This window comes from Methylorubrum aminovorans, from assembly GCF_022179725.1.
Lineage (GTDB): Bacteria > Pseudomonadota > Alphaproteobacteria > Rhizobiales > Beijerinckiaceae > Methylobacterium > Methylobacterium aminovorans.
In genome coordinates this window covers 153,571-175,659 of sequence record NZ_BPRC01000011.1, presented here as the reverse complement: position 1 = coordinate 175,659, position 22,089 = coordinate 153,571, and the positions used below count along the sequence as shown (strand labels likewise).

Below are 22,089 nucleotides of genomic sequence, written 5' to 3'. Positions count from 1 at the left end.
GGACCCGGTATCGAGACCATCACCAGGACCACCCGCAACCGCATAACCGGAATCAGGCCGCTTCAAACGGCCGCTTGAGGGAGTTCGATGCCATGGCTGCAGCGACGGTGACGCCCGGCGATCAGGTCGTGTTCGAGCGTCTGGACCTCGCCGAAGCCCTCGGGATCTGGCGCCATGCCCGGGGCCGGGTCGTCGGCATCCACGGGCAGGGCCGGGGGCTGGCCACCATCGACGTGAAGTTCGACGGGCACGAGACCCTGCAGCGCTACCTGCCCGACCTGTTCCGCCGCGTTCACTGATCGGCCGAGGAGGCCGGACCATGACGGCGCACACCACGGCGCATTCGGGCACCGAGATCGCGACGCACGCGGCGATCCCGCCGCCCTTCCCACCACCCCTGCGCACCACCAGCCGCAGCACGCGGGAAGCCGATGTCTGGACGGAGCTCCGGGCTGAGGCCGAGGCGGCGCTGATCGAGGAGCCGCTCTATGCGGGGATCGTCCAGGCGACGGTCCTCGACCAGCGCAGCCTCGGCCAGGCCCTGGCCTACCGCCTCGCCCACCGCCTCGGCGACGGCGACCTCTCGCGGCTCGCCATGCGCGACCTCTGCCTCTCGGCTTTCGAGGCGGACCCGCATGCCGGCGCGCACGCGGTGCGCGACCTGATCGCCATCCGCGAGCGCGACCCGACCTGCCGGCGCTATCTCGACCCGTTCCTGTTCTACAAGGGCTTCGCCGCGCTCGAAGCCTACCGGGTCGCGCACTGGCTCTGGCATCAGGGGCGGGCGACGCTGGCCCTCCACGTCCAGAGCCGCATCTCCGAGGTGTTCGGCTGCGACATCCATCCCGCGGCCCGGATCGGCTCGGGCGTGTTCATCGATCACGCCACCGGGGTGGTGATCGGCGAGACGACGGTGATCGCCGACGAGGTCTCGATCCTGCAATCCGTGACGCTCGGCGGAAACGGCAAGGAGAGCGGCGACCGCCATCCGAAGATCGCGCGCGGCGTGCTGCTCAGCGTCGGGGCCAAGGTGCTCGGCAACATCCGCGTGGGCGAGGGGGCGAAGGTCGCTGCCGCCGCCGTGGTGCTGCACGAGGTTCCGCCGCACACCACAGTGGCCGGCGTTCCGGCCCGGGTTGTCTCGCGCCTTTCCGCGAGCGAGGCGCCCGCGCTGAGCATGGACCAGTCCTTCGGCTTCGGCGACGGGATCTGAGAGTCTCTCGTGAAACGCGCGCCGCGTCGCCATGGTCAGAGGAGAGGCGGTCGGCGATTGGTCGCTTCGTAAGACGCTCCAAGCCGCCTCGAAGAAAAATTCTATCCGGCAAGATCGCCCTCCCTCGCCCGGAACGCCCCGGCCGGCGCGAGAACGTAATTCTATGATTGACCCGATTTTTAGCGGCATCTTCTTCGTTAAGGCGTGCGACAGGCAAACCCATCTCCACACTCGCTAAAATTTAGAATATTGTTTCGTTGACCCAGGTTTATCGCCTCGCCTATCCCTGAATTGCGGCGCAGAAAGACTGATTCAGCCGCAAAACCGCAAACGACAACTTGCATCGGCGCGCATGTCCGCGCGCCGACACCAATCCTCGCGACCTGTTTGTCAGGTTTCGCGCGGATCGCTTCATCGCGGCCGCACCGTCCTGTGCCGCGGCCCCTCGCGGGCCGGACGCCGCGCAAGCCACCAGCCGAAGACGACGGAGACAACAGACGATGAGCGGACCGGGTTTGAGCGTCAGCGCCTCAGCCGCACGCAATCTTGCGACGGCGACCGTCACCTCGGTCCAGAACGCGGCCAACACGCCGCGCTGGCTCTTGCGGCTCCTGCCCTTCGTCGACGTGCCGGGCGGCGTCTACCGTGTGAACCGCAGGGCGGTGGTGCTGGCCAAGCCCGGCCGCATCGACCTCGGCGTGGAGGACAAGGGCCGCGTCGTGCGCCCGGGCTCGCTGCGCGCCGTGCCGCTGTTCAGCCGCCTGGGTGATGCCGAACTCGCCGCACTCGCGGCCAAGTTCACCGAGAGCCGGCACAAGGCCGGTGAGGTGATCCACGAGGAGGGCTCGACCGGCCGCAGCCTCGTGGTCGTCGCCGACGGCACGGTCGAGCTGACGCTGTCGGGCCCCTACAAGGGCCGGCTGCGCCAGGGGCTCGCCACCCGCGGCGACTATTTCGGCGACGACGACCTCGTCGGCGAGGCCGCCCCGGCGCCGGCAGTAAAGGCTCTCTCGGCCGTGACCCTTCTGACCCTCGACCGCGCCGCGATCGAGAACGACGAGATCCGGGCCAAGATCACCCAGCACCAAGAGGAGCGGGACCGCCTGAAGGGCCACACCAACTCCTACGGCGAGCAGGGCATCGAGCTCTTGGCGGTGCATGCCGGCGAGCCGCGCCTGCCCACCACCTTCGTCGATTACGAGGTCGATCCGCGCGAGTACCATCTCTCGACGATCCAGACGATCCTCAACACCCATACCCGCGTCACCGATCTCTACTCGAACGAGATCGACCAGCTCCGCGAGCAGATCCGCCTCACCGTCGATGCGGTGAAGGAGCGCGAGGAGTGGGAGCTTCTGAACAACTCGGCTTTCGGCCTGCTCAACGAGGTGAGCGGACGCCAGCGCATCCCGACCCGCGGCGGCCCGCCGACCCCGGACGATCTCGACGAGTTGCTGACGCTGGTGTGGAAGAAGCCGGCCTTCTTCGTGGCGCATCCCCGCGCCATCGCGGCCTTCGGCCGGGAAGCCACCCGTCGCGGCGTTCCGCCGGTCGTGGTGCACCTGTTCGGCGCGCCCTTCATCACTTGGCGCGGCGTGCCGCTGGTGCCGAGCGACAAGCTGCCGATCGACATCGACCCGGTGACGGGTGCCCAGACCACTTCGATCCTGCTGGTGCGTGTTGGCGAGGGCGAGCAGGGCGTGGTCGGCCTGCACAAGTCGGGTGTCACCGGCGAGATCGAGCCGGGCCTGTCGGTGCGCTACATGGGCACCAACGACCACTCCATCGCCTCGCACCTCGTGACCCGCTACTTCTCGGCCGCCGTGCTGGTCGAGGACGCGATCGCCCGTCTCGATAACGTGCTGCTCGGCAACTACCATGACTACGTCTGAGGCCGGACCCTTGGGATTGTCCGCTCCCGGCATCCCCTCGGGGAATCCGGGCGAGCTCGCCCAATCCAGCTTGCACGCGGATCTCGTCGGGCGGCTCGCCCGCGAGATCTACGGGCAGGGGCAGGCCGCGAGCCAGCCTTTCGCCCCGACGCTGCCGGCCGGCCCGCAGGTGCCGCAGGCCCTCGAGAGCCTGCCCCAGGGGCCGGGCGGCGCGCCGCTCCCAAGCGGTGCCATCGGCCTCCCCTCGGCCCCGGCCGGGGGGCAGCCCTCCGGCGGGCAGCCGGACGCCTCGGCACGCGCGGCACGATCCTTCGGGGCGCCGCCGGCCGGTGTGCCGGGCCTCTCCGGCCCGAGCCTGCCGAATCTCGCCCCCGCGAGCCCGGCCTTCCTCGACACAGCCGCGATCCCGCCGGTCCATCCGGCGAGCCCGCGGCCGAGCCTGCCGGATTTCGGATTCGCGAACGGTACGCTTCCCAGCGCGCCAGCCTTGGCGGCGACCCTGCCCGGCGGTCTGGACCTGCACCGGCAGATCGCGGCGGACCATCCGCGGGCCAACGCCTTCGCGCATGCGCTGGCGCCGCATCTCGTTCCCGCCGACCCGTCGCGGGCCGATGTGGACGAGGCGCAGGAAAGGTTTCGCAAGACCGGGCGCCTGTCGCGGACGCCCGAAGCGCCAGCGTCCGACTACTACTTCCTGAACCTCGGCCCCGGCCCCGCCCGTAAGGCGCCGGCCGCCCCGCGGGTCGAGCCGAGCCGTGATCCGGGTCCCGCCCCGCGGGCGCTCTCGCACGGGTCGAGCCCGGTCGCCGCGCCCTTCGATGTCGAGAGCGTGCGGCGCGACTTCCCAGCCCTGCACCAGAGCGTGAACGGGCATCCCCTGATCTGGCTCGACAACGCCGCGACCACGCACAAGCCGCGAGACGTGATCGACGCGACCTCGGAGTTCTACGGCCGGCACAACTCGAACATCCATCGGGCCGCGCACACGCTGGCGGCGCGCTCCACCGACCTGTTCGAGGGCGGACGCGAGGCGGTGCGCCGCTTCCTCAACGCGCCGAGCAAGGACGACATCGTCTTTCTGCGCGGCACCACGGAGGCGATCAACCTCGTCGCCAATTCCTACGGGCGGGCCAACATCGGCCCCGGCGACGAAATCATCCTCTCGACGATCGAGCACCACGCCAACATCGTGCCCTGGCAGCTCCTGGCGCAAGCGACGGGCGCGACGATCCGTGTCATCCCGGTCAACGACCGCGGCGAGATCATCTTCGAGCAATACGCGGCGCTGCTGTCGGGCCGCACCAAGATCGTCTCGGTGACACATGTCGCCAACGCCCTCGGCACGGTGAACCCGATCCGCGAGATCATCGCGCTGGCGCATGCCTACGGCGTGCCGGTGCTGGTCGATGCGGCGCAATCCTCGCCGCACATGCCGCTCGACGTGCAGGCGCTCGACGCCGACTTCCTCGTCTTCTCCGGGCACAAGGTGTTCGGCCCGACCGGCATCGGTGCCCTCTACGGCAAGACCGCGCTGCTCGAAGCGATGTCCCCCTGGCAGGGCGGCGGCCACATGATCGAGGACGTCACCTTCACGCGCACCGTCTACAAGGGCGCGCCGGAGAAGTTCGAGGCCGGAACGCCCGATATCGCAGGCGCCGTCGGCCTCGGCGCGGCCCTCGACTACCTGGAGAGCATCGGGCTGCCGGCCATCGCGGCCTACGAGCACGACCTGCTCGACTATGCGCAAGAAGGGCTTGCCGAGGTGCGGGGGCTGCGCCTGATCGGCACGGCGCGGGAGAAGGCGAGCGTGATGTCCTTCACCATCGAGGGGCAGGCGAACGAGGCCGTGGCCCACCATCTCGACGGGCACGGCATCGCCGTGCGCTCGGGCCATCACTGCGCCCTGCCGGCCCTGCGCCGCTTCGGCGTCGATCAGTCGGTGCGCGCCTCGCTCGCCTTCTACAACATGCGCGCCGAGGTCGACGTCTTCTTGAAAGCGCTGCACAGCCTGCCGCGGACCTGACGCGCGCCGATCGCCCCTCGCGCGCCGTGCCGGCTTCGGGACGGCGCGCGAGGCCATCGATGACGTCCCAGCATCCTGCCGCAAGCCCGCTCGCCGCCCGCTGTCGGCGCGAGGACGATCCGTCCTGACGGGATGCGTCCTCGCCCAAAAGCTATGCCGCGCCATATGGTCGCCGAGCGTGGAACGGATGAGGCGATCGTGAGCGTCGGACTGCTAGCCCTCTTGGATGACGTCGTTGCCCTGACGAAGGTCGCGGCCGCTTCGCTGGACGACGTGGCGGCCCAGGCCGCCAAGGCCGGGACCAAGGCGGCCGGCGTCGTGATCGACGATGCCGCCGTCACGCCCCGCTACGTCGTCGGCTTCTCGCCCGACCGTGAATTGCCGATCGTCTGGCGCATCGCCCGCGGCTCGCTGATCAACAAGCTGGTGTTCCTGCTGCCAGTGGCGCTGCTGCTCAGCGCCTTCGCGCCCTGGGCGATCACGCCGCTCCTGCTGCTCGGTGGCCTCTATCTCGCCTACGAGGGCGCCGAGAAAGTCTACGAGATGATCGCGCCGCACGCGGCCCACGCGCACGAGGAGGCGGCGAAGGCGTCCGCGCCGGATGCGCAGGTCCTGGAGAACCAGCGGGTCTCCGGCGCGATCAAGACCGACTTCATCCTCTCGGCCGAGATCATGGCCATCACCCTGTCGGGCTTGAGCGACGGCACGGTCTGGTCGCGGGCCGTGGTGATGGCCGTCGTCGCGCTCGGCATCACGGTCGCGGTCTACGGTGCGGTCGCCCTGATCGTGAAGGCCGACGACATCGGTCTGGCCCTGGCCAAGCGCGGCAGCGGCGTGCTCGCCGCGATCGGCCGCGGGCTGGTGCGCGGCATGCCCGTGTTCCTCAAGGGCCTCGCCGTTCTCGGCACGGCGGCCATGGTGTGGGTCGGCGGCGGCATCATCGTCCACAGCCTCGCGGGCTACGGCTTCGCCGGTCCCGAACACCTGATCCACGAGGCCGCGGTGGCGGCGGGCAAGGCCGTGCCGGCGATCGGAGGAGCGATCGAATGGCTCGTCACCGCCGCCGGCGCGGGCGTGATCGGGCTGATCGCGGGCTTCGCGCTGATCCCGCTCGCCGGCAAGGTTCTGGCACCGGCCTGGAAAGCGGCGACGCGATTTCTGCCGACGCGCAACAAAGAGGCTTGATACCGGACGCGCGTCACCGAATGAGCGCATCCGCCCTGCGCATCCAGCCGGCGAATACACCTCCGCATCCGATGTCCGCCTCCGGCCCTTGGCGACCGCCGAATTCGTGGAGATAGGCCAACATACGATAACTTTTCCTTAGGTCCCGCCGATTATCTTTTGTTGCATAGAATGCCCGGCAGCCTCGGCTCGGGACATGCGCGGGGCGGCCTGGAACACGATGCGTGCAGCATCCCTCACGAAGCTTCGGCCATGAGAAGCGAGCCGGACCTGCCGCCGGACGGCTCGTATTCTGGAGAGGGCCGGCCGCCTCCCGATCCGATCGCGCACTCGGCCGTGTCCGGTCTGGCGGCGCGGAGCCTCGATACGATGTTATCGACCGGGGACGGCGTCGCGGGCGCCCGGTCCATCCAACCTCGCATCGAGGATCTACAGAGCGCAGATTTCCGGACGGCCCTGTCCGAGGAAGAGTTCTCGCTCGTCTACCAGCCCATCCTGTCGGCGGCGACGGGGGCGATCACGGCCTGCGAAGCACTGCTGCGCTGGGATCATCCGTCCCTGGGGTCGATCTCACCCGCACTCTTCGTGCCGGTAGCCGAGAGGACGCAGGACATCATCCCGGTCGGCGCATGGGTTCTCGAAACCGCCTGCCGGGAGGCGGCGGCGTGGCCGGACATCTGCCGGGTCTCGGTGAACGTCTCACCGGTTCAGTTGCAGGAGCCGGGCTTCGAGGCCCGAGTCGCCGCCGCCCTGGACGCGAGCGGACTGGCGCCCGGCCGCCTTGAACTGGAGCTGACCGAGGGCGTCCTGATGAGGGACGCGGCCGTCGCACTCGGCAGCATCGTCGGCCTTCGCGCGCTCGGTGTCAGCATCGCCCTCGACGATTTCGGAACCGGATTCTCGTCGCTCGGCTACCTGCAGAGCTTCGCCTTCGACAGGATCAAGATCGACCGCTCGTTCATCCGAGCCATGAGCGAGAGACGGGAGAGCCGCTTCCTGATCCGGACGATGCATGACATCGCGCATCATTTCGGGATGGCGGTGACGGCCGAGGGAATCGAGACCGAGGACGAAGCGCGGATCCTTCGCGAAATCGGTTCCGCGGAGCTGCAGGGCTTCCTGTTCAGCCGTCCCCTGGCGAGCGCGGCCGCGACGTCTCTTCTCCGGGAGGAGGCGCGCAGGCAGCGACGGAGCGAGGCCGCACGACAACGGCGATCCACGAGACGCGCGGCCCCGTGATGTGCCGCCCCGCTCGGCCGGTCACGCTCGGCCGGTCACGCTCGGACGACCGGCAGGATCGGGTCCGAACCGCCTTTGTGACGTGCCTTTCGCAGAAGCGGCCATCCGCTCCTGCGCCGAGACACCCAGACGTGCCGGCCTTCCTCAGAGGATTTGAACGGCCATGCTCGACTTAACCACGCTTCAGGTCGCCAGCATCAGCTCTCGCCTCGCCTTCGTCATGGTGTTTCTCGTCACTCTGCTGCGGCATCCGCGCGAGATCTACTTCGGTGTCTGGGCCAGCGCGCTGTGCAGCTCGCTGGTGGCCTCGTTCCTGATGCTGGGAGATCCGCCGAGCGTTCCGCTGAATGCCGCCAAGGGAAGCGTCGTCTACATCCTGTACGGCGCGAGCCTCGCCCTGTCCTGGGTGGGCTTGCGCCTCTTCTACGAGCGGACACCCCGCATTCCGCTGACCATCGTGCTCACCCTCGCCTCCGGCCTGCCCTACGGCGTCCTGCAGCAGGCCGGGGCATCGATGCCGTGGAGCCTGACCACGGTGTTCGGCTGCATCGCACTGAGCACCGCGCTGTGCATCCTGGAGATCTTGAGGACTCCCGCCTCGATGCGCCTGTGGACCCAATACGTCGTCCTCTTGGGCTTCAGCGGGTATCTCTGCACCTTCCTGCTGTCGATCGGCGCGGTCCATTTCGCGAGCGAGCGCCTCGCTTCGCCCGAGAGCGGCATCTACCCGCTTGTGTTCGATCTATGGTGCGGGGTCTTCATCCAGGTCGGCTACCTCGCCATGGTGGGCGAGCGCGCGAACCTGAAGATCAGCCGCCTGGCCGAGACCGATCCCCTCACCGGGCTCGCGAACCGGCGCGGGCTGTTCGCGGCGATCAATCGGCGGGCCAGCCCCGCCTCTCCCCCGCCGCGCTGCGCGATTCTGCTGGCCGACATCGACCACTTCAAGTCGCTCAACGACACCTACGGACACGATGGCGGCGACGCGGTTCTGATCGGCTTCGCGGAGCGGCTGCGCAACGTGGTGCGGAAGAACGACATCATCGCCCGCTGGGGCGGCGAGGAGTTCCTGATCGTGCTCGATCAGGCCACCGACGACGTCGACCCCGCCGTTGCGGCCGCCGAGCGGCTGCGACGTGCGGTGGCAGGGCAGCCCTTCACCGTCAACGGAGCGGCCGTGACCGTGACCGCCAGCATCGGGGTCTCGATCGTGGCGGCCGGCGAGGTGGGGATCGAGCCTGCCCTGGCCCGTGCGGACGCGGCCCTCTACGCCGCCAAGAGGGATGGCCGCAATCGGGTCTGCCTGGAACGGCCCCTGTCTCAGCCGGACATCAAAGCCGCCCGAACGGAGCCGCTCTCCGGGCTTCGCGGAGCCATGGACGCCATCCAGATCGCCGGACAGCCGCGGTCCGAGCCAGCCTGAAACGATTTCTCACGGGTTCCTGAAAAAACGATCCATGTTCGACCGTATCGCCCTGTCTCTCTCCTCTTCCCGGCGGGGGCCTCCTTCCGAGTGCATTGCCGAGCGTCCTGCCGAGGGTCCTGCCGAGGGGCCTGCACAGAATCGGACATCGCTCCGGCGCCGGCCGCCACCGCGCGGCAAGAGCAGGGAGGGGCTCCCTGAACCGATGTCGATGGCGGCGCGGCGGGTCTTCTCGCTTGCAGCCGCGCTCTGCCTGCTCGGGGCCTCCGCTCCCTGTCAGGCAGCCGAGCCGGCCGCGGATACGGCGCCCGCGGGGGGGCTGACCGCCGGGAGCCTCCTCGTTCGGGGCCGGGTCATCGGCTCGATCCCGGTCGGCCAGTACTCGCGCATCGAGCCGATCGGCGGGCGCGTCATCACCCCCGCGCGCGCCCTGCCGGATCTCGACGTGACCTATTTCCTGTCCGATCATTTCGCGGTGGCGGCCCAGGCCGGCGTCGTGTCGACCCGGACCTCGATCCGCGGGTCGTTCATCGGCGACCTGCCGATCGGCTCGACGTGGAGCTTCTCCATGACCGGCGCGGTCCAGTTCCATTTCCTGCCCGGCAACGCCTTCAACCCGTATCTCGGCGCAGGTGCCGGCTACACCCATCCGATCGCCTACGAGCCGGCGAAGCCGTTCGTCACGAAGATGAAGGCCGATCCGCAACTGGGACCGATGCTCCAGGCCGGATTCGACTATCACCTTGTCGGCAACTGGTACGCCAACATGGAGATCAAGAAGATCTTCCTGCCGGCACAGGTCTCGCGGATCGGCGCCGGCAGCACGACCGTGAGGCTCGACATGCTGATCATCGGCGCGGGCGTCGGTTACCGCTTCTGAGCGGAAGCCGCCCTCAGCGGGCGGCGCCGCGCCAGCCCTGCAACCACGAGCTCACGGGATCGACCACGTAGGCCGCAACCGAGGCCGCCCAAGCGCCGGCCCGGACGCTCAGGGGAAGGCCGGCCCGGCGCGCGGCCTCATCCGCGCGAACCTGTTCGCGCATCGTGGCGGCCACCAGCCGGTCCTCGTGCTCCCGGCACTCGTCGAGGGTGTTGCGCTGTGCGCCGACCCGGCCCTGCTCCGGCCGCTGCCGGGCATAGGCCTCCCGCACGCAGCCGTGCCAAGCCGCTTCGAGGGTGTCGAGATCGTGCAGGCCGGCCGCCGCGGCACCGAGGCTGCCGCCGATCACGGACAGGGCCAAGACCAGCGAAAAGACCAGCGACAAGACCGGGACCAAGGCCGAGAACGAACCCAAGCACGAAGCCAAGAACGAAGCCAAGCACGAAGCCTTGGATCGAGCAACGAACGGAGCGGTGAGGAGCCTCGGCGCGTTCATGGCGGCGAGATGCTCCCGAAGCCATCAAGACCGACTTAACGGATCGCCGAGCGAGCGACCCGAGAGCCGATGACGGGCCGTCGAAGGAACGAGTCCGCTCCACGGCGCTTCCCACCTCCCGACGATCAACGCCGCTACGGGAGACCGCATGGCCAAGGACGTGACCACCTACACCCTCAGACAGGCGCTCGCCGCGAAGGTCGAGGACCACATCGAGATCGCGGTGGAAGCCGAGGACGGAACGAAGTTCAAGATCCGGGCGACCTCGGAGCAGCTCGACGCGCTCACGGGCGATCTGGAATCGATCCTCGACGGGGACGAGGTGGGAGAGGCCTGACCCACGCGCCCCGCTACCGCAGGACGGCCGGTGCCGATACCCACTCTCGAGCCGTTCGGGAGTGGGATACCGGCGCCGTGCCTTCGGCCTCGGCGCGGCGTCCATCGCCGTGGCACCGCGACCGGGCCTCGCATCCGGTTCGCGCCCGCGCCGGAACGGACCCGCGCGAACTTTCCGGAAGCCATCGGGTTGAGGGAGGCTGCCTTTCCTCGCATCTCCCTCGCACAGGACACCCCATGCGGCTCACCACGATCGTGCTGGCGCTGGCGCTGAGCATCCCGACGGCGGCCGCGGTTCAAGCGGCCGAAGAGGGACGTCCCTCACCGCCGAGCCCCAAGGCCTCGGCCACGGGATCGCGGCCGGTGCCGGGTCCGGATACGGGCGTCCCTCCGGCCGGCACCCCGAACGAGCCGGCGGTCGTCGGCGGCACGCCGGGCGCGGTGATCGGCGGCACCCCGACCAGCGGACCACCCGGCACCGGCGGCACCGCGGGCGGCCCGTCCTTAAGTGGGCAATAGAGCATCGGCTGCCCCGAAATCCGGGGCCGACCGTTCGGGACGATACACGCGCGCGGCACGTCAGGCGCAGCAAGCCGCATGGCCGCGCCTCGCATTTGCGATAAGTTCGGGCCATGAATCCGACCTCGCCCGCTCGCGTCGCCCTCGCGCTCGTCCTCGCCGCCTCCCTTGCGGGGACGGTCCAGGCCCAGACGCAGGCCCAAGCGCCAGTCCAAGCGCCGGTAGTGCCGCCTGCGCCCGAGACGCCGCCGATTCAGTCGGACGAGGCCCGCCTCCTGCCGGTTCTCGCCAGCCGCGGCATGGTCTCGTCGCAGGACGCGCTCGCCACCCGCGTCGGGGTCGAGATCCTGCGGAAGGGCGGCAACGCCGTCGATGCGGCGGTGGCGGTCGGTTTCGCGCTGGCCGTGACCCTGCCGCGAGCGGGCAATGTCGGCGGCGGCGGCTTCATGATGGTGCATCGCGCGACGCCCAGGGAAACGATCGCGATCGATTACCGCGAGACCGCCCCGGCGGCCGCCACCGCCGACATGTTCCTGAACCCGCAGGGCGAGCCCGACCGCGCCGCCTCCACCCGCTCCGGCAAGGCGGTGGGCGTGCCCGGCACGGTGCGGGGCCTCGCCGAGGCGCACCGGCGCTACGGCTCGGGCAAGCTGACGCTCGCCGAACTGATCGCCCCAGCGGAAAAACTCGCCCGCGACGGCATCCCGGTCGAATCGGGGCTCGCCGATTCCCTGCCGCGGGCCTCGGGGCTCCTTGGACAGTGGCCGTCGAGCCGGGCGGTGTTCTTTGACGGCGACCACGTGCTCCCGCGCGGCGCGACCTTGCGCCAGACCGACCTCGCCGACACCCTGAAGACGATCGCCGAGCGCGGGCCGGACGCCTTCTACGAGGGGCCGATCGCTGAAAAAATCGCGGCGGCGGTGCAGGGCGCGGGCGGGATCATGACGCCGGCCGACCTCGCCGCCTACCGGCCGGAGATCCGCACGCCGGTGCGCGGCACCTATCGCGGCTACGAGATCGTCTCGATGCCGCCGCCGAGCTCCGGCGGGGTGCATCTCATCGAGATCCTCAACATCCTGGAGGGCTACGACCTCGCCGGCATGGGGGCAGGCAGCGCCGGGGCCCTGCACACGCTGGCCGAGGCGATGAAGCCGGCCTATGCCGACCGGGCCACCTGGCTCGGCGACCCTTCGCGGACCAAGGTCCCCGTCGCCGGGCTCACGGATAAAGCGTACGCCGCCGGCTTGCGCGAAAAGATCGATCCGGAGCGGGCGAAGACCGCGGCCGAGGTGAGCGCCGGCAACCCGCTGCCGTACGAATCCGACCAGACCACGCATTTCTCGGTGGTGGATGCCGAGGGCAACGCCGTCTCCAACACCTATACGCTGAACTTCTCCTACGGGATCGGGCTCGTCGCCGAAGGCACGGGAGTGCTGCTCAACAACGAGATGGACGACTTCTCCGCCAAGACCGGGGCGCGGAACGCCTACGGCCTCGTCGGCGGCGAGGCCAACGCCGTGGCGCCGGGAGCGCGCCCGCTCTCCTCGATGACGCCCACCTTCGTGTTTCGGGACGGCCGGCTGTTCCTTGTCACCGGAAGTCCGGGGGGCAGCCGCATCATCACGACCACGCTCCAGGTCATCGTGAACGTGCTCGATTTCCGCATGAACCTCGCGCAAGCCGTCGCGGCCCCGCGCATCCACCACCAGTGGCAGCCCGACGTGCTGATGGCCGAGGAGGGGATCTCGCCCGATACCCTCGCCCTGCTGCGGGCCAAGGGCCACAATGTGAAGGTCGGCGCGACCTCGGGCTCGGCCAATTCGGTGATGGCCGAGGACGGCCTGCTGGCGGGCGCGTCCGATCCGCGTCAGCGCGGGACCTTGGCCGAAGGATTGTGAGGGACGGTCCCTCAACCAGGGTTCTGCCCTAGACCCGCGAAAACGATCGCCTTCTCGAACTCCGGACTTTGGCGGGCCAGCGCCTCGATCGCGGCCAGCAATTCGGCGTCGGTGCCGGCGGGCTGGCCGAACAGGCGCGCGACCGCCACCGGCAGGCGCCACGCGGCGATCGCCTCCTGCGGCAGGCCGCTCGCCGCGCGGTAGCTCGCCACGTACCACGCCGCGATCAGCCGGCGCGCCGTCCGCACGGGGGGTAGCCGGCTGAACCAGGCCGGTCCGAACCGGCCGTAGCGCAGCATCAGTTCGGAGCGGGCCACGTCCGCCGCAGGATTACCGGCGGCGGCCTTCTGCCAGTCGATCAGGTGCAGCCCGGCCGAGGTCGCGATGACGTTGCCGGGATGCACGTCGCCGTGACAGAGGCGGTCGCCTGCCGGCAGGCGGTCGAGGGCGGCCAGCGCCGCCGCGCGCAGCGGCTCGGGCACCCGCGCCCCCGCGATCTGGTGGCGGAGGCGGCCATGCTGCGAGGGCAGGCCCGGAGCGGGACAGGCATGGATCGCGTGCTGGATCCGCGCCATGCGGCGCAGCGCCAGAAGCAGCCCGAACGGGTTGCAGGCGTAGCGCACCATCATCGGTGGCCCGTCGAGACGCGCGAACAGGATGCCGGTGCGCCCGGCCCGGCCGACGAGGCCGAAGGCTCGCGGCACCGGCAGGCCGAAGCCGTGGGCGAGGCGGCTCGCCGCCAACTCGTTGACCACGGCCTGCGGCTCGAAGGGCTGCCGGTAGAGCTTCACCACCCGGTCCGGCCCCTCGGCGAACACCTCCGAGGAACGGCCGGCCCCGATGCGATCCGGCACAAAGCCGAGCGGGCAAGAGAAGGAGAGGGACGGGGCACAGATCATGGATGCCGCTCCCCGCGCGCTCCAAGGAGGGTCCTTTCGCTCGCGAATGCCCTCTGCGTCCCCTTAACCGAGCGATACCAACAGGGTGATCAAGTGTAAATGCCTTTTGTTAAGCAACGATACAGAACAAGTCCGCGTAAAATATTCCAACATTTGACGAAGTCGAAATATTTCTGAATTAAATCCTATTTAATCAAAAGATATACTGACATCGATGTGCGCAGAAGCACACCCCGCTCGATCGGACCACCAATCGACGTCACCGGCTTCGAGTTGGTCCGGGCGATGGCCTTCACCGCATCGACAGCCTGCGGGAGAGACGCGTGGCGGTCGGTGTGACAGCTCACATCGAGCGGCGAGGGGTTTCCGCCGAGCGACGGTGGGCAAGAGCGGGCACCCGCGATAAAGGAGCGGCACTCTCACGCGGACCACCGATGCTCCTCCTCCGTTCGCTCGCCTTCAACCTCTCGTTCTACGTCGCGACCGCTCTGATCGCGATCCTGGGACTGCCCGCGTTCGTCACACGCAAGGGCGTGATCCGGGTGGCGCAGTTCTGGGGCCGCACGGTGCTGTGGCTGCTCCGGGTCGTCGGCGGCACGCGGGTGGAGTTCCGCGGCCTGGAGAACATCCCGAAGGGTCCGCTGCTGGTCGCCGCCAAGCACCAATCGGCGCTGGAGACGCTGGCGCTGACGATCCCGTTCGATGATTTCGGCTACGTGCTCAAACGCGAGCTGATGTGGGTCCCGGTGGTCGGCTGGTACTTCGCCCGCGGCGGCATGGTGCCGATCGACCGCTCGAAGGGCGCCCGGGCGATGGCGGCTATGAACAAGGCGGCGGCGCAGGCGATCCGCGACGGGCGCCAGCTCATCATCTTCCCCGAGGGCACCCGCCGTCCGGCGGGGGCACCGCCGGCCTACAAGCAGGGCGCCTCCCACCTCTACACGGCCCTGAACGTGCCCTGCCTGCCGGTGGCGCTGAACACCGGCCTGTACTGGCGCCGCCGGGGCTTCCGCCGGATGCCGGGCACGACGGTGATCGAGTTCCTGCCGGTGATCCCGCCGGGCCTGTCCCGCAGCGACTTCCTCAAAGAGGTGCAGACGCGGATCGAGACGGCCTCCGACGCGCTGCTCGCGGAAGGGCGCGCCGATCTCGCCCGCCACGGTCACCCCGTCGCCGTGGCGATGGGCGGCTCGGCGCCATCGGTGGATACGTCGGGGACGCTGTGAGGCCGGTCCATCGACAGGATGGGATCGGTTTCACCGGGCCGACATGAAACGATCTTGCTGGAACTACGTTTTGTAGTTACGCCTCGAGCATGGGCTTTCAGTGGGACCTCGAGAAGGATGCGGCCAACCAAGCCAAGCACCTCATCGGCTTCCGTCAGGCGGCTGAAATTTTTCGGGGCTTCCGGCTGATCCGCGAAGACACCCGGCGCGACTATGGCGAACGCCGCTTCATCGCCCTTGGGGAGTACGACAACGAGGTGCTTCGGGTGGTCTACACCCTGCGCGATGGGGACGTTCGCATCATCTCAGCATGGAAGGCGAGCCGACATGACCGAAAAGCCTACACGACCGCACGACAAGCTCGTCCGGTTTGACAGCCTCGACGACATGCCGCCCGCCGCACCGCTGAGCGGTGCTTTCAACGCGTTGACCGACGACGAGGTCGAGCGTCGTGCCGCCGCTGACCCGGATGCCGGCATGATCCCGGCCGAGTTCTGGAACACGGCACAGCCCGTCGAAGTCGAGACCAAGGAGCAGATCACCCTCCGTCTCGATCCCGATGTGCTCAGGCATTTCCGGGGCACCGGAAAGGGCTATCAATCCCGGATCAACGCCGTGCTCAAGAGCTATGTGCGGGCGAAGGAGAGAGCGGGCTGACCAGCTCTCGCAAAGCTTCGGGAGACCCGGAACTTAGTGTCTCTCACAAAACTCCCGCCGCGCTGTCCTCGCCAGAGCGAGAACGGTCGATGACCGGGAATTTTGTGAGGCACTCTTACTCCCTTCCGCCGCGCCTGAGCAAAAACACCCCCTGCGCGCCGATCAGGTTCCAGAACCACCACGGCATCGAGAAGCGCATCGGGCGCCCCCGCGCGTCGAGGGCGGTGGCCTTCTCGATGCGGGCGCCGACGTCGCGGCAGAGGCCGACGAAGTCACGGATCGTGCAGTGGTGGATGTTGGGGGTCTCGTACCACGTCTCCGGCATGATCTCGGTGACGGGCATCCGGCCGCGGAAAGCGAGTTCGGCCCGCACCCGCCAATGGCCGAAATTCGGGAACGAGATGATGACCTGCCGCCCGATCCGCAGCAGGTGCTCCAGCACGATGCGCGGGTTGCGGGTCGCCTGGATGGTCTGGGACAGGACCACCACGTCGAAGGCGTCGTCGGGGTAGTTGGCGAGATCGGTGTCGGCGTCGCCCTGGATCACCGGCAGGCCGCGGGCGAGGCAGGCGTTGACGCCCTCGCGCGAGAGTTCGATGCCGCGGCCATCGACGCCGCGCCGGTCGCGCAGGAGCGCCAGGAGCGAGCCGTCGCCGCAACCGATATCGAGGACGCGCGCCCCCGGTGGCACGAGGCCGAGCACGACGATGTGGTCGATACGCGTCGCGCCCTCGCCGCGGGGCAGGGACTCGGCGGCGTCCCACGGCACGCCGGAGGCGGCGTCGGTGAAGCTCTCGCTCATCGTGTCTAGAGTCCTCGGGCGCGGGCCGCCGCGTCGATGAAGCCTTGTGCCGCGGAAAACATCGCCGGCTCGTCGAGCAGGAAGGCGTCGTGGCCCTTGTCGCTCTCGACCTCGACGAAGGCGACGGGGGCCGCCACGGCATTGAGCGCGTGGACGATGGCGCGGGAATCGGCGGTCGGGAACAGCCAGTCCGAGGTGAAGGACATCACGCAGAAGCGGGTCTTCGAGCCGCGGAAGGCGTTGGCCAGCACCCCGCCATGGTCCTCGGCGAGGTCGAAATAATCCATCGCCCGCGTGAGATACAGGTAGGCGTTGGCGTCGAACCGCTCGACGAAGCTGAGGCCCTGGTGGCGCAGGTAGCTCTCGATCTGGAAGTCGGCGTTGAAGGAGAAGGTCGGCGCTGCCCGGTTCTGCAGGCGGCGGCCGAACTTGCGGTGCAGGGCCGGCTCGGACAGGTAGGTGATGTGCGCACCCATCCGCGCGACGCCGAGGCCCTTGGCCGGCCGCGTACCGGCTTCGAGATAGCGCCCGTCGGCCCAGGCCGGATCGGCCATGATTGCCTGCCGGCCGACCTCGTGGAAGGCGATGTTCTGCGCCGAGTGGCGCGCGCCGGTGGCGATCGGCATCGCCGCAAAGACCCGCTCGGGGAAGAGCGAGGCCCATTGCAGCACCTGCATCCCGCCCATAGAGCCGCCGATGCAGAGGAACAGGTCCGAGATGCCGAGCCGGTCGAGCAGCATCGCCTGGGCGCGGACCATGTCGCGGATCGTCACCAGGGGAAAGTCGAGCCCGTAGGGGCGGCCGGTCTCCGGATTGAGCGAGGCCGGCCCGGTCGAGCCCATGCAGGAGCCGATGACGTTGGAGCAGACGACGAAGTAGCGGTTCGTATCGACCGGCTTGCCCGGCCCCACCAGCGTCTCCCACCAACCGGGCTTGCCCGTCACGGGGTGGGGTTGGCCGAAATGCTGGTCGCCGGTGAGGGCGTGGCAGATCAGAACCGCGTTCGAGCGGGCGGCATTGAGGGTGCCGGCGGTCTGGTAGGCGATCTGGAAGGGCCCGAGGCGCGCACCCGAATCCATCGCGAGCGGTTCGTCGGCGGAGAACAGCATCACCGGGCTGCGCGGGTCGGAGGCCGGCGAGGCCTCGTAGACCGCCCGGCGCGCGCTCTCCTGCCGGACGGTCTCGGCGTCGCGCTCGGCGTTCGGGGTGAGGGTGGAATCCATGGCATGTCCCGGGTGCCGGCCCTGGAACCGGTCCCGAGCGGCCCGGCATCGACCGTCCCGCCGGTCGTGCGGGCGGTCACGGTTGCGCCCGCGCGCGTACCTTGAGAGCCTGTCTTGGCCGGCTGCCCCAAGGAGGTAATGTGCGCATCCCCGAGCGTCAACGCGCCGGGGCGCGGCGACGCGGTGGGCGGACCGGACAACGGTGCCGCGGCGCACATGCCCTCGACTCTGGCCCTCCGCCGCCATGCGCTGCCCCGCTGCGGAGCGGAAACCGAGCCGGATTGGAACGCGCTTGACGGGATGTGGCCGCGAGCGGCGAGGCCCTGGGGCGGATCGAACCCGACAGCGAGCCTCCGAGGCCGGCACAACCCTAACGGATGTCAATGCAGGCCAAGCGGCTGCGCCTTAACGCTGCTCCTGCCTCGGATGTCCCTCCGAGGATGTCATACACCAACCCTCCTTGCCCCGCGCCTTCACCGGCCGCGGGGTTTTCTTTGCTCTTTTCGCACCGGTGTGAGCGAGGCTGCCCGCATCCCCACACGGATACCTGCGGCGGTTCGTCTTCGCGGCGGCCGAGGCCCTTCCGTGCTATCGATTGCGCGCGATTGATGATCCTGTACGTGCCGCCCGCACCGCCGGGGAGATCGTCTCCCTCGCGCGCCGCCGGGCCTGATCAGTCGGAGTTCCGCGCATGAACCGCCGCCAGACCTTGCGAGCCGGCGCCTCGCTGCTCGGCCTGCTCGCCGCCGCCCGTCTCGCGGGCCTATCGACTTCTCCCGCTGCCGCGGCAGGCTTCGAGATCGAGAAATCCGAGGCCGAGTGGCGCGCGCGGCTCTCGCCCGAGGCCTACCGGGTGCTGCGCGAGCACGGCACCGAGCGGGCCTATACGAGTCCGCTCAACGGCGAGAAGCGCGCGGGCCGCTTCTCCTGCGCCGGCTGCGACCTGCCGCTGTTTTCCTCCAAGACCAAGTTCGAGAGCGGCACCGGCTGGCCGAGCTTCTTCGAACCGCTTCCCGACGCGGTCGGCACGCAGGTCGACACCGCCTACGGCATGCGCCGCACGGAGGTGCATTGCCGCCGCTGCGGCGGCCATCTCGGCCACGTCTTCGATGACGGACCGAAGCCGACGGGCCTGCGCTACTGCATGAACGGCGTCTCCCTGCGCTTCGAGCCCGCCGCCGACGGCCCAGCCTGACAGGCGGGCTGGAACGAGGACCACATCCGAGGAGCACGACCATGACGCGCGAACGCTTCCGCCCGCTCACCTCTTACGTCATCGGCGGCTTGGCCGGCCTCGCCCTTCTCGCCGGCGCGGCCCTGCCCCCGGTCTCCGCCACGGCGGAGGAGGGCGGACGGCGCCTGCCGGAGGCGGCGATCACGGCCCAGGAGCTAGCCGGGGATGAAGCGAAGGGCGGCGCGAACCTGCGCACGGCGACCTTCGCCGGCGGCTGCTTCTGGGGCGTGCAGGGCGTGTTCCAGCACGTGAAGGGCGTGAAGAACGCGGTCTCCGGCTATGCCGGCGGCACGCAGGCGAGCGCCCGCTACGACGCGGTCGGCACCGGCCGCACCGGCCACGCGGAAGCGGTGCAGGTGACCTATGATCCGGCGGTGGTGCGCTACGACGAGTTGTTGCAGATCTTCTTCTCGGTGGCGCTCGATCCGACCGAGGTGAACCGGCAGGGCCCGGATACCGGCCCGCAATACCGCTCGGCGCTGTTTCCCGCGGATGCGGAGCAGGCGAGGGTAGCCAGGGCCTACATCGCCCAGCTCGATGGGGCGAAGGCGTTCTCGAAGCCCATCGCCACAAAGATCGAGTCCGGCGCCTTCTACCCGGCGGAAGGCTACCACCAAGATTACATGACGCTCCACCCGACCAACAGCTACATCGTCGCCAACGACGCGCCGAAGCTGCGGGACCTGAAGGCGCTGTTCCCCGAGCGGGCGAACGCCCAGCCGGTGCTGGTCGGCCGCCCGCCGGCCTGACCGGGGCTCCCCTCCCCGCGCGGGGAGGGGACAGGAAGGATCACTCCTTCTCGGGCGCGATCTGCTCCAGGCCGCCGACATGGCGCTGGGCGTAAAGCGGCAGGCCGATCTGCCCGATCAGGTCGAGCTGCGTCTCAAGGAAGTCGATATGGCCTTCCTCGTCCTCGGCCAGATCCTCGAACAGCCGCTTGGAGACGCGGTCGTTGATCGAATCGCAGTACTTGGCGGCTTCGAGATAGAGCGCACGCGCCTCGTTCTCGGCGGCGAGATCGCACTCGATGATCTCCTGCACGTTCTGGCCGATCCGCAGCGGGTCGAGCTCCTGCAGGTTCGGGAAGCCGTCGAGGAACAGGATCCGGTCGATGAACCGGTCGGCGTGGTTCATCTCCTCGATCGATTCCTTGCGCCAGAACTTGGCGAGGTCGACGTAGCCCCAGTCGTTCAGCAGACGGAAGTGCAGCCAGTACTGGTTGACGGCCGTCAGCTCGCTGCGCAGGCCCCGGTTCAAATACTCGATGACCTTGGCATCGCCCTTCATCCGTCACTCTCCTCGTGAGGCGTCGGGACGAGCGACCGCTCGTCTCAGGCTGCGACGCCCTCCCGCTCCCTTGTAGTTTGGAATGATCCCAAACTGCAAGACGCTTCGCACGCGGTCGAGCAAGCGTGAGCGGGCGCGGCCTCATCCATGGCCTTGCGCAGGATCGAACGGATGGTGCGGGCGCAGCGTCCGCATTTCGGGCTGCAGCCGAGGCAGCCATAGACCTGGGCCGGGGTGCGGGGACAGCCCGGCCCCGGTTGCAGGCACGCGCGCACCTGTCCGTCGGAGAGGACGTTGCAAGAGCAGACAATCATGCGGGCGATCGCAACCTGTCGTGCCTGTCGGAAATGCTGGCCCGTGAGAACCGGCGGAGCCCGAAGCCTTCCGATCATTCGCGTCGCTCAAAGCCACCGGAAACAGGCCGATTTGAGGCGAGTGCAGATTAGAATGATTGAAAACTTCAACCTTTTCAGGAATTTAGCCATCGAAGACGGTCCTGGCAACTCCTGAAGGGCCCAATTGAATACGGCGCGAGCCTTCGCCGCGGCCGGCCGCGAAACGGCAGTGGCGCCCCGGAGCCGGCTCACGGGTCGATCGGTCCGGCGTCGAACGTGTTCACCGGAAACGCGAAATCCGCGCAGGCCCAAATCCTGGGCTCGTGGACGCGCGAGCGCCGCTTCTCAGTGCGCCATCAGCACCGGCACCGTCGCATGCGACAGGATGTGGCTGGTCGGCCCGCCGAAAATCATCTGGCGCAGGCGGCTCTGGGTGTAGGCGCCCTTGATCAGGAGGTCGCAGCCGAACGACTCGGCGGTGTCGAGATAGAGTTCGCCGGGGGTGCGGCGGCCGGCGGGCAGCGCCTTGTGCTCGGCCTCGATCCCCTCGCAGGCGAGCGAGCGGGCCACGTCCTCCGCGCTCGGGCCGGGCACCATTCCGCCCTCGGCGCTGAGCACGAGCACGCGCCGGGCCCGGCGCAAGAAGGGCATGGCGAAGGCGATGGCCCGCGCCGTCTCGGTCGAGCCGTTCCAGGCGATCAGGATCGCCTCGCCGAGACAGGTGGGAGCCGCGGGCGGCGCCAGCAGGATCGGGCGCCCGCTCTCGAACAGGGCGGTCTCGAAGGTGGTCATGCGCGGCGCGCCGTCATCGGCGCCGGGGCGCCCGACCACGGTCGCCGAGAACAGCCGCGCGTACTGGCCGAGGAAGGCGTCGCCGGGCGGCACGTCGGGCTGCCAGCGGTAGCGCGGCCCGGCATTGGCCACCGCATCCGGGGCGCAGGAGGCGCCGGGCTCGCGCCGGGGGAGCCCCGCCGCCTCCATCGCCGCGACGAAGCGCTGACCCGCATCCTGCGCCTCGGCCTGGTCGGCCTCCTCGTCGCGCAGCCACGTCATGCCGCCGACCATGTCCACGGGGACGTATTCGGCGAGCGCCGGGCGCAGGGCGACGCCCTCGATCAGGCTGCCGAAGCGGCGCGCCACCAGCACCGCGGTGGCGAAGACCGAGGGCAGGGCGTCGTGGAGGGTGACCGGAACGAGCAGGGTCTTCATGGCCGGCCTCCGAAAACGGCGAGGAGCGAGAGGGACGTGTCGGGCGCCGAAAGGCTAGATCGAAACGGCGCCTGGGAAAACCGCGCGGCAGGCCGTCATCCCCGCCCGCGTCG

At 69.3% G+C, this 22,089-nt stretch carries 23 protein-coding genes; 16 read left to right on the top strand and 7 right to left on the bottom strand.

Annotated features, from left to right (window positions below; all coding sequences use genetic code 11):
* Positions 1-92 precede the first annotated feature (92 nt).
* The 8 genes from MFF24_RS16610 (at position 93) to MFF24_RS16570 (ending at position 9,855) form a co-directional block, all read left to right on the top strand.
* A complete protein-coding gene (locus tag MFF24_RS16610) occupies positions 93-299 on the top strand; it encodes a hypothetical protein (protein ID WP_012453466.1) in 207 nt (68 codons plus the stop codon).
* Between the two features lie 20 nt (positions 300-319).
* Positions 320-1,213: a serine O-acetyltransferase gene (cysE, locus tag MFF24_RS16605; RefSeq protein WP_238225707.1), complete on the top strand. Its 894-nt coding sequence runs from the start codon at positions 320-322 to the stop codon at positions 1,211-1,213.
* A gap of 500 nt (positions 1,214-1,713) precedes the next feature.
* Positions 1,714-3,105: a family 2B encapsulin nanocompartment shell protein gene (locus tag MFF24_RS28855; RefSeq protein WP_108939529.1), complete on the top strand. Its 1,392-nt coding sequence runs from the start codon at positions 1,714-1,716 to the stop codon at positions 3,103-3,105.
* Positions 3,092-5,128 carry a cysteine desulfurase gene (locus MFF24_RS16590; RefSeq protein WP_238225705.1) on the top strand — a complete coding sequence of 679 codons (2,037 nt, stop codon included), beginning with the start codon at positions 3,092-3,094 and terminating at the stop codon, positions 5,126-5,128. The genes MFF24_RS28855 and MFF24_RS16590 overlap by 14 nt, the downstream gene beginning before the upstream one ends.
* A gap of 198 nt (positions 5,129-5,326) precedes the next feature.
* On the top strand, positions 5,327-6,313 hold the full coding sequence (locus MFF24_RS16585) for a DUF808 domain-containing protein (RefSeq protein ID WP_238225703.1): 987 nt from the start codon (positions 5,327-5,329) through the stop codon (positions 6,311-6,313).
* 252 nt (positions 6,314-6,565) lie between these two features.
* Positions 6,566-7,552 carry a putative bifunctional diguanylate cyclase/phosphodiesterase gene (locus tag MFF24_RS16580; RefSeq protein ID WP_238225701.1) on the top strand — a complete coding sequence of 329 codons (987 nt, stop codon included), beginning with the start codon at positions 6,566-6,568 and terminating at the stop codon, positions 7,550-7,552.
* 163 nt (positions 7,553-7,715) lie between these two features.
* A complete protein-coding gene (locus MFF24_RS16575) occupies positions 7,716-8,975 on the top strand; it encodes a GGDEF domain-containing protein (RefSeq protein WP_238225699.1) in 1,260 nt (419 codons plus the stop codon).
* A 211-nt stretch (positions 8,976-9,186) separates the two neighbouring features.
* The gene (locus MFF24_RS16570; RefSeq protein ID WP_238225697.1) at positions 9,187-9,855 is read left to right on the top strand and encodes an OmpW/AlkL family protein; all 669 of its coding nucleotides are present in this window, start codon (positions 9,187-9,189) and stop codon (positions 9,853-9,855) included.
* Positions 9,856-9,868: 13 nt separating this feature from the next.
* Here MFF24_RS16570 and MFF24_RS16565 read toward each other — a convergent pair whose 3' ends face one another.
* Entirely contained in the window at positions 9,869-10,240 is a 372-nt protein-coding gene (locus MFF24_RS16565) for a hypothetical protein (protein ID WP_238225694.1), read from the bottom strand.
* Positions 10,241-10,499: 259 nt separating this feature from the next.
* On the opposite strand from MFF24_RS16565, the gene MFF24_RS16560 reads away from it, so the two are divergent.
* From MFF24_RS16560 to ggt, 3 genes are all read left to right on the top strand, one after another.
* On the top strand, positions 10,500-10,688 hold the full coding sequence (locus MFF24_RS16560) for a hypothetical protein (RefSeq protein WP_108939524.1): 189 nt from the start codon (positions 10,500-10,502) through the stop codon (positions 10,686-10,688).
* Between the two features lie 236 nt (positions 10,689-10,924).
* Entirely contained in the window at positions 10,925-11,206 is a 282-nt protein-coding gene (locus tag MFF24_RS16555) for a hypothetical protein (protein ID WP_133088020.1), read from the top strand.
* A 113-nt stretch (positions 11,207-11,319) separates the two neighbouring features.
* Complete coding sequence (ggt, locus tag MFF24_RS16550; protein WP_238225692.1) at positions 11,320-13,104, top strand: gamma-glutamyltransferase; 1,785 nt, start codon at positions 11,320-11,322, stop codon at positions 13,102-13,104.
* Between the two features lie 11 nt (positions 13,105-13,115).
* Here ggt and MFF24_RS16545 read toward each other — a convergent pair whose 3' ends face one another.
* Positions 13,116-14,003: a phosphotransferase family protein gene (locus MFF24_RS16545; protein ID WP_238225690.1), complete on the bottom strand. Its 888-nt coding sequence runs from the start codon at positions 14,001-14,003 to the stop codon at positions 13,116-13,118.
* 434 nt (positions 14,004-14,437) lie between these two features.
* On the opposite strand from MFF24_RS16545, the gene MFF24_RS16540 reads away from it, so the two are divergent.
* The 3 genes from MFF24_RS16540 (at position 14,438) to MFF24_RS16530 (ending at position 15,886) form a co-directional block, all read left to right on the top strand.
* Positions 14,438-15,229 carry a lysophospholipid acyltransferase family protein gene (locus MFF24_RS16540; protein WP_238225688.1) on the top strand — a complete coding sequence of 264 codons (792 nt, stop codon included), beginning with the start codon at positions 14,438-14,440 and terminating at the stop codon, positions 15,227-15,229.
* Positions 15,230-15,318: 89 nt separating this feature from the next.
* Positions 15,319-15,603 carry a BrnT family toxin gene (locus MFF24_RS16535; protein WP_238225686.1) on the top strand — a complete coding sequence of 95 codons (285 nt, stop codon included), beginning with the start codon at positions 15,319-15,321 and terminating at the stop codon, positions 15,601-15,603.
* A gap of 13 nt (positions 15,604-15,616) precedes the next feature.
* Positions 15,617-15,886 carry a BrnA antitoxin family protein gene (locus MFF24_RS16530; protein WP_238225684.1) on the top strand — a complete coding sequence of 90 codons (270 nt, stop codon included), beginning with the start codon at positions 15,617-15,619 and terminating at the stop codon, positions 15,884-15,886.
* A 115-nt stretch (positions 15,887-16,001) separates the two neighbouring features.
* On the opposite strand, the gene metW is transcribed toward MFF24_RS16530, so the two are convergent.
* Positions 16,002-16,688, bottom strand: coding sequence for a methionine biosynthesis protein MetW (gene metW / locus MFF24_RS16525; RefSeq protein ID WP_238225682.1), 687 nt, complete (start codon positions 16,686-16,688; stop codon positions 16,002-16,004).
* A 5-nt stretch (positions 16,689-16,693) separates the two neighbouring features.
* The gene (gene metX / locus MFF24_RS16520; protein ID WP_166058953.1) at positions 16,694-17,911 is read right to left on the bottom strand and encodes a homoserine O-acetyltransferase MetX; all 1,218 of its coding nucleotides are present in this window, start codon (positions 17,909-17,911) and stop codon (positions 16,694-16,696) included.
* A gap of 691 nt (positions 17,912-18,602) precedes the next feature.
* On the opposite strand from metX, the gene msrB reads away from it, so the two are divergent.
* Both msrB and msrA read left to right on the top strand, forming a co-directional pair.
* Positions 18,603-19,106: a peptide-methionine (R)-S-oxide reductase MsrB gene (gene msrB, locus MFF24_RS16515; protein ID WP_238225680.1), complete on the top strand. Its 504-nt coding sequence runs from the start codon at positions 18,603-18,605 to the stop codon at positions 19,104-19,106.
* 41 nt (positions 19,107-19,147) lie between these two features.
* Positions 19,148-19,894, top strand: coding sequence for a peptide-methionine (S)-S-oxide reductase MsrA (gene msrA, locus MFF24_RS16510; RefSeq protein ID WP_238225678.1), 747 nt, complete (start codon positions 19,148-19,150; stop codon positions 19,892-19,894).
* A gap of 40 nt (positions 19,895-19,934) precedes the next feature.
* Here the strand turns inward: msrA and bfr are convergent, their stop codons facing one another.
* The 3 genes from bfr to MFF24_RS16495 form a co-directional block, all read right to left on the bottom strand.
* Positions 19,935-20,432, bottom strand: coding sequence for a bacterioferritin (gene bfr / locus MFF24_RS16505; protein ID WP_108939513.1), 498 nt, complete (start codon positions 20,430-20,432; stop codon positions 19,935-19,937).
* A gap of 44 nt (positions 20,433-20,476) precedes the next feature.
* Positions 20,477-20,746 (bottom strand): (2Fe-2S)-binding protein, encoded by a 270-nt coding sequence (locus MFF24_RS16500; protein ID WP_108942857.1) that lies wholly within the window; start codon positions 20,744-20,746, stop codon positions 20,477-20,479.
* Positions 20,747-21,112: 366 nt separating this feature from the next.
* The gene (locus tag MFF24_RS16495) at positions 21,113-21,976 is read right to left on the bottom strand and encodes a universal stress protein (protein ID WP_108939512.1); all 864 of its coding nucleotides are present in this window, start codon (positions 21,974-21,976) and stop codon (positions 21,113-21,115) included.
* Positions 21,977-22,089: the final 113 nt, after the last annotated feature.